The sequence below is a fragment of the Lysobacter sp. Root690 genome (genome assembly GCF_001427785.1).
In the GTDB taxonomy this organism is placed as follows: Bacteria; Pseudomonadota; Gammaproteobacteria; order Xanthomonadales; family Xanthomonadaceae; genus Lysobacter.
On record NZ_LMHM01000011.1, the window covers coordinates 304,373 to 314,464 of the forward strand.

Annotated in this window: 6 protein-coding genes and 1 pseudogene; 4 read left to right on the plus strand and 3 right to left on the minus strand. The window is 65.6% G+C overall.

The annotated features are described in order from the left end of the window. Positions 1 to 365: 365 nt before the first annotated feature. The 3 genes from ASD86_RS06540 to apbC all read right to left on the minus strand — a co-directional run bounded on the left by ASD86_RS06540 (position 366) and on the right by apbC (position 2,867). The gene (locus ASD86_RS06540; RefSeq protein ID WP_056108454.1) at positions 366 to 887 is read right to left on the minus strand and encodes an RDD family protein; all 522 of its coding nucleotides are present in this window, start codon (positions 885 to 887) and stop codon (positions 366 to 368) included. Between the two features lie 233 nt (positions 888 to 1,120). Next, positions 1,121 to 1,693, minus strand: coding sequence for a dCTP deaminase (gene dcd / locus ASD86_RS06545; RefSeq protein ID WP_036115729.1), 573 nt, complete (start codon positions 1,691 to 1,693; stop codon positions 1,121 to 1,123). Between the two features lie 106 nt (positions 1,694 to 1,799). Continuing rightward, positions 1,800 to 2,867 (minus strand): iron-sulfur cluster carrier protein ApbC, encoded by a 1,068-nt coding sequence (apbC, locus tag ASD86_RS06550; RefSeq protein ID WP_235567684.1) that lies wholly within the window; start codon positions 2,865 to 2,867, stop codon positions 1,800 to 1,802. A gap of 545 nt (positions 2,868 to 3,412) precedes the next feature. On the opposite strand from apbC, the gene ASD86_RS06555 reads away from it, so the two are divergent. From ASD86_RS06555 to rnfB, 4 genes and pseudogenes are all read left to right on the plus strand, one after another. Further along, on the plus strand, positions 3,413 to 6,241 hold the full coding sequence (locus ASD86_RS06555) for a TonB-dependent receptor (protein ID WP_056108457.1): 2,829 nt from the start codon (positions 3,413 to 3,415) through the stop codon (positions 6,239 to 6,241). Positions 6,242 to 6,407: 166 nt separating this feature from the next. After that, entirely contained in the window at positions 6,408 to 6,845 is a 438-nt protein-coding gene (locus ASD86_RS06560; protein ID WP_056108460.1) for a DUF2147 domain-containing protein, read from the plus strand. Positions 6,846 to 7,211: 366 nt separating this feature from the next. Beyond that, complete coding sequence (gene metG, locus ASD86_RS06570) at positions 7,212 to 9,293, plus strand: methionine--tRNA ligase (protein ID WP_056108468.1); 2,082 nt, start codon at positions 7,212 to 7,214, stop codon at positions 9,291 to 9,293. A gap of 89 nt (positions 9,294 to 9,382) precedes the next feature. Beyond that, a pseudogene (rnfB, locus tag ASD86_RS06575) lies at positions 9,383 to 9,832 on the plus strand (Rnf electron transport complex subunit RnfB); the annotation flags it as partial. Between the last annotated feature and the right edge of the window lie 260 nt (positions 9,833 to 10,092).

Consider the following 10,092-nt stretch of genomic DNA (forward strand, 5'->3'; position numbering starts at 1 on the left):
TAAGAGCTTTAAGAGCTTTAAGAGCGTCAAAGCCTAAGGCTGCACCGCAGGGCGCGGGGTCGTGTAAAAGCGAATCCCCCCTACCCCGCTTTTCCAAAGGGGGGAACAGCAAAAGCCGCTGAGGCTTGATGACTTGCGCCGCAGGAGGCTTCTTCGCGTGAGAGTGCCCCTGCAGCCTGAGAGCGCCCTTGCAGCCACCGTCCCAAAGACGAGAACCGCAAAATCCGCGCCACCTGATCAAACAATCGATTCAAACCCTCGGCACCGCGCCGCCGTGCGACACGTCCACACCACCCCAAAAAAGAAAACGCGCCGATGCTCGGCACCGACGCGTCCTCATCCAACACTCAACCCCAATCACCCAATCAACGCGCCACCACCACCTTGGTGCCGGCAACATGATCGTGCAAGCAACGCCGATCATCGCGAAAGATCATCAACACATCGACCAACTGCACCACCGCGCCCAGACAAGGAATCAGCCCGATCCCCTGCGCGAATCCATAACGCTTGCCCAGCAACTCGGCCAGACTCGGCTGCAGACCGTCCATGTCGACGATCTTGATCTTCATGACCTTCTTGCCCCAGGTCTGACCGCTCGCATTGAGCGGATAGGCCTGGATCAGGAACGACACGATGATTCCGATCAGGCCCCACATGAATTGCAGGCCCAGGCTGCTCTCGCCCGTCTGATACGCCTGCATTATCTGATCGAGGTAGCCGCCGACCAGCATGATCGGCACCATCACCGCGAACATGATCGCCGCGTCAATCAACGCCGCGACCAGGCGAATGCCGCGATCGGCCAGTTCGTCGTCGCCGCCGCTGTAGTGGAATTCGTTCAACGACGACTGCGGCGTCTGATAAGGGTTTTGTTGCGGGTCCATGCCTGCTCCGTACACGAAAGGGCGACGCGCGCGGCTCCCCGCCGCGACGCACCGATGGGAGATTCCCACAAAAAGATATCAGTCCGGCCACGCCGATCGCACACCGTTGCGCGTGCGCAGGCACCCGCTCGTCCGCGAACGCGCGGGTCGGGCGCATCAGGGGTATCGAACCACCCGCTGCGGCGACCCGCGCCCTGCCGGCCGCGGCGCCGCCGATCGGCCCGGCGCCGCGATCAGGTGCGCGGCAGGGTCACGCCGGTCTGGCCCTGGTACTTGCCGCCGCGGTCCTTGTACGAGGTCTCGCAGACTTCGTCGGACTGGAAGAACAGCATCTGCGCCACGCCTTCGTTGGCGTAGATGCGCGCCGGCAGCGGCGTGGTGTTGCTGAATTCCAGGGTCACGTGGCCTTCCCACTCCGGTTCCAGCGGGGTCACGTTGACGATGATGCCGCAGCGCGCGTAGGTGCTCTTGCCCAGGCAGACCACCAGCACGTCGCGCGGGATGCGGAAGTATTCGACCGTGCGCGCCAGCGCGAACGAGTTCGGCGGGATGATGCACACGTCGTTCTCGATGTCGACGAAGCTGCCCGGATCGAAATGCTTCGGGTCGACGATGGTCGAGTTGATGTTGGTGAACACCTTGAACTCGCGCGAGCAACGCACGTCGTAGCCGTAGCTGGAGGTACCGTAGCTGACGATGCGCTGGCCGTCGGCGGCGTGCTTGACCTGGCCGGCTTCGAACGGCTCGATCATGCCGCCGGGTTGCTCGGACATGCGGCGGATCCAACGGTCGGACTTGATGCTCATGCGGTGTTCCAGTGGTAAGCGGCCGTAGCCGCGCATTGTAAGAGGTGGATGCGGCGGCGGGCTTCGATCCGGCCCGCGTCCGCTCGCTGATTTCCAGCGGCCGGCGTCAACCCAGCAGCGACGCCGAGATCGACGGGCTGACCCGCGGCCGCCGCGCCAGTTGCACGGCCAGCCGGCGCGCGGCGCCGCGGTAGGCGCGGGCCGCGGCCGAATCGGGCTGGGCGACGACCACCGGCACGCCGGCGTCGCCCTGCTCGCGGATCGCGATCTGCAGCGGCAGGCTGCCGAGCAGCGGCACGCCGTACTGCGCGGCCATGCGCGCGCCGCCGCCTTCGCCGAACAGATGCTCGGCGTGGCCGCAGTTCGAACACACGTGCACGGCCATGTTCTCGATCAGGCCCAGCACCGGCACCTCGACCTTCTCGAACATACGCAGCGCCTTGCGCGCGTCCAGCGTGGCCACGTCCTGCGGCGTGGTCACGATCACCGCGCCGGCGACCGGAATCTTCTGCGACAGGGTCAGCTGGATGTCGCCGGTGCCCGGCGGCAGGTCGACGATCAGGTAGTCCAGCTCGCTCCATTGGGTGTCGTTGAGCAAGGTGGTCAGCGCCGAGGTCGCCATCGGGCCGCGCCAGATCATCGGCGTGTCCTGTTCGACCAGCGGGCCGATCGACATCGCCTCGATGCCGTGCGCGCGCATCGGCTCGATGCTCTTGCCGTCGGGGCTGTCGGGGCGGCCATGCAGGCCGAGCATCATCGGCACGCTGGGGCCGTAGATGTCGGCATCGAGCACGCCGACGCGGGCGCCGTCGGCGGCCAGGGCCAGGGCCAGGTTGACCGCGGTGGTCGATTTGCCGACGCCGCCCTTGCCCGAACCGATCGCGATCAGGTTGCGCACGTTCGGCAGCGGCGACAGCTTCGGCTGCACCGCGTGCGAGACGATCCGCGAGGTGAGTTCCAGGCTCGCCAGGCTCAGACCCTGCGGCGCCAGCACCGCGGCGATCGCCGCTTCGAGCGCGGCGCGCATGCCTTCGAGCGCGTAACCGGCGGTGATCGACACCGCGACCCGGCCCTCGGCCGCGCCGGCGCGCACGCGCGCCTCGCTGTCGGCCAGGCTCAGTTCGGTATCGGGAAGAAAAATCGCCGCGATCGCGGCTTGCAGGCTGTCGCTCATGCCGGCGATCCGGCCGGGCGCGGGGGGTGGTTGCGCATGGAAGCTCTGATAGGGGGGAACGCGCCGCGAAGCGGCCGGACCACATGGTAAAGCCTGCCGGTTCGCGCGTCCCGCGTCGGCTTGGCGACCCGCTCGCTACGACGCAGCGCGCGCAGCGCTCACGTCGTCGAGACCCCGCTGATTCGACCGCGCGCCAGTGCCGACACGAGCCGCCCGGGGCGAGCACCGGCCCGCCGCAAAATACAATCTCAAATTGGCAAACTTTCCGACGAAACGGCGTATTTATGGCGCAGAACAACATGCTTAATAGGTCTAATAGACGATAAAAGTACGTGAATAGACCACCAAATACGAAATTTAAACAATAAAAATCAATAACCTACAATCGGTTGACAGGGTCGGAACACGAACAGATTGGATTTGCATGACATTCCGGTTAACTGCATGTTAAGTTCCAGCTCGAAAGGAATGATCAACCGCCAGGGTCGGCAAACAGGCTGAAACCCAGCCACGCACGTTTCGACGCTTCCAGGGGATCCAAACCGATGCCACACCATCACTGCGGCCTGCGCCCGAGCAGGCTGTCGCGGGCGCTTGTCGCCGCGATTTTCGTCAGCGCCGCGGGGGCGGCGTTCGCCCAGACGCCGGCTTCGGTCGACGAGTTGTCCACTAGCAACAAGAAGACCACCGACATCGGCGGCGTCGTGGTCACCGGCTCGCGCATCAAGCGCACCCAGATCGAAGGGCCGTCGCCGGTCACCGTGATCAGCTCCGCGCAGATCCAGCGCGAAGGCTTCGTCACCGTGTTCGATGCGCTTAGCACGCTGACCCAGAACGGCGGCACGACCCAGAACGAACTCAACTCGGCCGGCGGCTTCACCCCGAACGGCAGCCCGGTCAACCTGCGCGGGCTGGGCCCGGGCCGCACCCTGCTGCTGATCAACGGCCGCCGCGCGGCGGACTACCCGTTCCCGTACAACGGCCAGAGCAACTTCCAGAATTTCGGCAACATCCCCTCGGCGGCGGTCGACCGGATCGAGATCCTGTCCGGCGGCGCCTCGGCGATCTACGGCTCCGACGCCGTGGCCGGCGTGATCAATGTAGTGCTCAAGACCGACTTCAGCGGCGACAAGATCACCCTGCGCGGCGGTACCTCGACCACCGGCGGCGGCGACTTCGGCAATCTGCAGTGGGTCGGCGGCCGTTCCGGCGACAACTGGAGCGTGACCTACGCGCTCGAGTATTTCGCCGACGAACCGGTGTTCGCGTTCCAGCGAGACTTCATGGATTCCACCGACGACAACCCGCGCCCGGTGCCCGAGCTCGGCGTCAACCAGCCCAGCGCCTCGATCCGCCTCAATCGCCCGGGCGGCGCGGCCAATTCCTACATCGCGCCTCCGGCCGGTGTGTGCGACCGCTTCGGCGGCGAACTGGTGCCTTTCAACTTCCGCTCGGTCTCCGCCGGCACCCGCGCCGTGGTCAACCTCGGCCAGGGCTGCGGCTCGTGGAAGGACGTGGGCTACCAGACCATCGCCAACGGCAACAGCGACTGGTCGGGTTATCTGTACGCCACCTACGATTTCGCCAACGGCATCGAGGCCTGGACCAGCCTGCAGGGCTTCTACTCCAAGTCCAAGTTGTCCGGCGGCACCGAGGCGATCAGCGGCCCGCACATCGACGGCACCGGCCGGGTCACCACCTGGTTCGACACCGGCCTCAACGCCAACATGAACATGCAGCGCATCTTCACCCCGGCGGAAGTGGGCGGCCTGGATGCGATGTACCAGCGCTTCACCGAGAAATCGCTCGACGTGGCCTTCGGCCTGCGCGGCACCCTCGGCGATCGTTTCGACTGGGACGTGACCGTCGGCCGCGCCGAATACCGCGCCGACCGCACCCGTCCGCGCCTGGACGGCTCGGCGGTCACCGACTGGTTCTTCGGCCCGCGCCTGAACACCACCGGCACGCCGCGCTACAGGATCAATCTCGATCGCCTGTACACGCCGCTGACGCCGGCGCAGTACCAGTCGATGTCGACGATCCTCAAGTACCAGTCCAAGTCGTGGGTCAACCAGGGCAGCGCGACGCTGTCGGGCGAACTGTTCGACCTGCCGGCCGGTCCGCTCAGCTTCGCCGCGGTGCTGGACTTCACCTCGCAGGGTTACGACCTGGAATCGCCGCCGGCGATCCTGCCGACGGTGATGGAGGCCTACGGCCTGACCGGCACCAACGGCGGCGGCGATCGCGACCGCTACGCCGCGGGCCTGGAGTTCAGCATTCCGATCCTGCCGTCGTTGAAGGCCAGCCTGGCCGGCCGCTTCGACAAGTACGACGACATCACCGCGGTCGACGACGCCAAGACCTGGGGCGCCGGCCTGGAGTGGCGTCCGCTCGATAGCCTTCTGTTCCGCGCCAACTACTCGACCAGCTTCAAGGCGCCGGACATGCACTTCGTGTTCAACGAAGGCAGCGGCAGCTTCAGCACCCCGCTCGACACCTACCGCTGCCTCAACGCCAACCTGCCGGCGGCGTCGTGCACGGGCTCGGTCTACAACTACTCGATGTTCGCCACCAGCAAGGGCGAGCCGGGATTGACCGAGGAAACCGGCGAGTCGTGGGGCGCGGGCCTGGTCTGGGACCTCACCGACGGCCTGTCGATGTCGGTGGACTACTACGACATCAAGCTCGACGACGCGGTAACCACGCTCAGCAGCACCTACATCCTCGACAACGAGGGCGGCTGCCGCACCGGTCTGACCCGCACCCGCCAGCCGTTCCAGTTCGCTGCCGATTCGGCGTTCTGCCGCGAGATCACCAGCCGCGTCACCCGCGTGGCCGCGCCGGGCGAACTGACCGACCGCGTGACCAACATCCGCAGCGGCCCGGTCAACCAGTCGCTGCTGCACGTGACCGGCCTGGACGCTGCGATGAACTGGCGCCTGAGCACCGAACGCTTCGGCGATTACCGCATGGAACTGGGCTGGACCCACACGCTCAAGAGCGAACGCCAGCTACTGGCGACCGATCCGGTCGAAAAGAACTGGCGCGACGATCCGGGCAACTTCGACTTCCGCAGCCGCGTGCGCGGCTCGGTGTCGTGGCAGAAGGACGCCTGGAACGCGACCGTGTTCATGACCCGCTACGGCACCTTGCCGAATTGGCAGGAAACCGGCCGCATCGCCCCGTACTTCCTGTGGAACCTGAACCTCGGCAAGCAGATCACCGACCGGGCCAAGGTCACCGTGTTCGTCAACAACGTGTTCAACAAGTTCCACCCGAGCGACGACGGCTACGACGCGTATCCGTATTTCTATCGAGCCTACAGCCCGATCGGCCGCGAGATCTCGGCGCAGTTGGAATACAACTTCAACTGAGCCGTTCATCGAGCACACGGAGCCCGGCGCGAGCCGGGCTTCTTTTTTGCCCGGAGCCCATCGCGCCGCGACTTCCATACCCCGGCGGATGCGGTATAAAGATCACAACCGCCACCCGGCCCGGCCGGCGCGGTCCGAATCACGCCTTATCCCTGGGAGGGGACACATGCGTATCAAACTGCTTGCATTGCTGTTGCTGGCGCTGCCGACCGCGGCGTTCGCCCAGTCCACGCCGGTCGGCTCGTGGACCACGATCGACGACAAGACCGGCAAGCCGAAGTCGGTGGTCGAAATCTACGAAGCCAAGGACGGCAGCCTCGCCGGCCGGGTCAGCGAAATCCTGCAATCCGAGCGCGGCCCGAACCCGCTGTGCGACAAGTGCTCGGGCGAGCGCAAGAACAAGCCGGTCAAGGGCATGGTCATCCTGTGGGGCATCCGCAAGGACGGCGACACCTGGGACGGCGGCCAGATCCTCGACCCGGTCACCGGCAAGGTCTATTCGGTCAAGGTCACCCCGACCGACAGCGGCAAGAAGCTCGACGTGCGCGGCTTCATGGGCTTCTCGCTGATCGGCCGCACCCAGACCTGGATGCGTCACGAATAACCGAGGCCGGTCCGGTGTGACTACACGGAAACCCGGCCTTGGCCGGGTTTCTTGTTTTGGTAGGTTTGTTCTGGCGTTGGCCGGGCTCTGCTTTTAAAGGGCATCCCAATCTCACGCCACTTCCGATTCGTCATTCCCGCGAACGCGGGAATCCAGTGACTTCAAACGTTCTCGCACGAAAGGCCCTGGATTCCCGCGTTCGCGGGAATGACGAGCAAAAGCAAACGCAAGCCGAAGCAGAAGCAGAAGCCAAATCCAAAGCCAAAGCCGAAAGCCCAGCCCAACCCGTCAAAGCCCCCCATCCCCTGCGCCAGCCCCCACGCAGCCCCATGCCATAATTCACGACCACCTACGGCCACCCCGCCCATGTCTCGCGAAATCGTCGTCTCCAACGCCCTGCCCTACGCCAACGGTCACCTGCATCTGGGCCACCTGGTCGGCTACATGCAAGCCGACATCTGGTGCCGCGCGCAGCGCATGAGCGCGAACACGGTCCATTACATCTGCGCCGACGACACCCACGGCACGCCGATCATGCTGGCCGCGGAAAAGGCAGGGGTCACCCCGGAAGCCTTCATCGCCGCGATCCAGGTCAGCCACGAGCGCGACTTCGCCGCGTTCGGCGTGGCCTTCGATCACTACGACTCGACCCACTCGGCCGGCAACCGCGGCCTGACCGAAGGCTTCTACGCGCGCCTGGACAACGCCGGCCACATCAGCCGGCGCTCGGTCGCGCAGTTGTACGACCCGGTCAAGGGCATGTTCCTGCCCGACCGATACGTCAAGGGCATCTGCCCGAACTGCGGCACGCCCGACCAGTACGGCGACAACTGCGAACACTGCGGCGCGACCTACGCGCCGACCGAACTCAAGGAACCGCGTTCGGTGGTCAGCGGCGCCACGCCGGAGCTGCGCGAGTCGGAGCACTTCTTCTTCGAAGTCGGCCACTTCGACGCGTTCCTGCGCGAATGGATGGCCGGTGATGTCGCCACCCCGGGTGTCAAGGCCAAGCTGCACGAATGGCTGAATGTCGAAGGCGGCCTGCGCGCATGGGACATCTCGCGCGACGCGCCCTACTTCGGCTTCGAGATTCCCGGCCACCCGGGCAAGTTCCTGTACGTGTGGCTGGATGCGCCGATCGGTTACCTCAGCAGCTTCCAGGCGCTGGCCGAGCGTAAGGGCCTGGACTTCTGGTCCTACCTCGCGCGCGACAGCCAGGCCGAACTGCACCACTTCATCGGCAAGGACATCGTCACCTTCCACGGCCTGTTCTGGCCGGCGGTGCTGCACGGCGCCGGCTTCCGCGCGCCGACCAAGCTGCACGTCAACGGCTACCTGATGGTCGATGGACAAAAAATGTCCAAGGCTCGCGGCACCTTCATCCAGGCCCGCACCTACCTCGACGTCGGCCTGGACCCCGAAGCGCTGCGCTATTACTTCGCCACCAAGACCAACGGCGGCGTCGAGGACATCGACCTCAACCTCGCCGACTTCGTCGCGCGGGTGAATTCCGACGTGGTCGGCAAGTTCGTCAACCTCGCCAGCCGCTGCGCCGGTTTCATCGAGAAGCGCTTCGGCGGCCAGCTCGCCGCGCAATTGCCGGATGCGGCGATGTACGAGCGTTTCGTCGCCCAGCTCGGCCCGATCGCCGATGCCTACGATCGCAACGAAGCCGCGGCCGCGGTGCGCATGACCATGGCGTTGGCCGACGAGGCCAACAAGTACATCGACGAACACAAACCGTGGGTGCTGGCCAAGGAAGAAGGCAGCGAGGCGCAACTGCAGGCGGTGTGTACCCAGGGCCTGAATCTGTTCCGCGTGCTCGCCGCCGCGCTCAAGCCGGTGCTGCCGCGGGTCGCCTCGGAAGCCGAAATCTTCCTCGCCGCGCCGGTCGTGCATTGGGGCGATCTCGCCGCGCCGCTGACCGCCCACACCATCGGCGCCTACACGCCGCTGTTCACCCGTATCGACACCAAACTCATCGACGCCATGATCGAAGCCAGCAAAGAATCCCTCGCCCCGACCGCACCGACCGCCGTGGTCGCGACCGAAACCGCGAAAGCCGCGCCGGCCGCCGCGAAGCCCGAGGCCGCGAAGTCCGAAGCGGGCGCCGCGGCGACGATCGGCATCGACGATTTCGCCAAGCTCGACCTGCGCATCGGCAAGGTGCTGGCCTGCGAGTTCGTCGAAGGCTCCGACAAGCTGCTGCGTTTCGAACTCGACGCCGGCGAACTGGGCACGCGCCAGATCTTCTCCGGCATCCGCGGCTCCTACGCCGAGCCGGAAAAACTGGTCGGCCGCAAGGTCGTGTTCATCGCCAACCTCGCCCCGCGCAAGATGCGCTTCGGCCTGAGCGAAGGCATGATTTTGTCGGCCGGTTTCGACGCCGGCGCGCTGGCCCTGCTCGACGCGGACGACGGCGCCGCGCCGGGCATGCCTGTGCGGTGAAGCGAGAAACGAGTGCGGAAGAGTGAGAAACGAGTAAGAGCCGAAGCACGAGCACGCTTGCCGTTTCCCCGCTCTTACTCACTCCTCACTCCTATGAACTCACTTCTGCCTTTATGGACCTGACCGAACGCCTCGACCGCCTGCTGCCGCAAACCCAATGCGGCCAGTGCGGCTACGCGGGTTGTCGTCCGTACGCGGAGGCGATGGCGCGGGGCGAGGCCGGTGTCGATCATTGCCCGCCCGGCGGCGACGCCGGCGCGCGTGCGTTGGCGCGCTTGCTCGGGGTGCCGGCGCGGCCGTACGACCGTAGTCGCGGCGAGCACAAGGCCGCGCCGGTGGCCTTGATCGTCGAAGCCGATTGCATCGGTTGCACCAAGTGCATTCAGGCGTGTCCGGTCGATGCGATCATCGGCGCGGCGAAGCATATGCATACGGTGATCGAGCCGTTGTGCACGGGCTGCGAGTTGTGCGTTCCGGCGTGTCCGGTGGATTGCATCGTGCTGGTGCCGGCGAATGCGTTGGCTGGCGCTTCGATCTAGAAGCGCTTGTTTGAGATTTAAGCTCGCATGGTCCTGGCAGGGCTGCGGGCTTGGCGCAGGTTGCGATGTTGTCTTAGTGGCGCGGTCGCGGCTTGTGACCAAAGGAAATCCAGTAGGACGCCGCTCCTACAGGTAGGAAGAGGCTTTCGCTTTGGGGCCGCAATTCGCGCAGTTCATCCAGCGCCGCGAGGCTTGTAACTCGCGAGAACAAAAGCACACCCGTAGGGCGGCGCACATGGATGTGCGCCGTGCGCCACCGA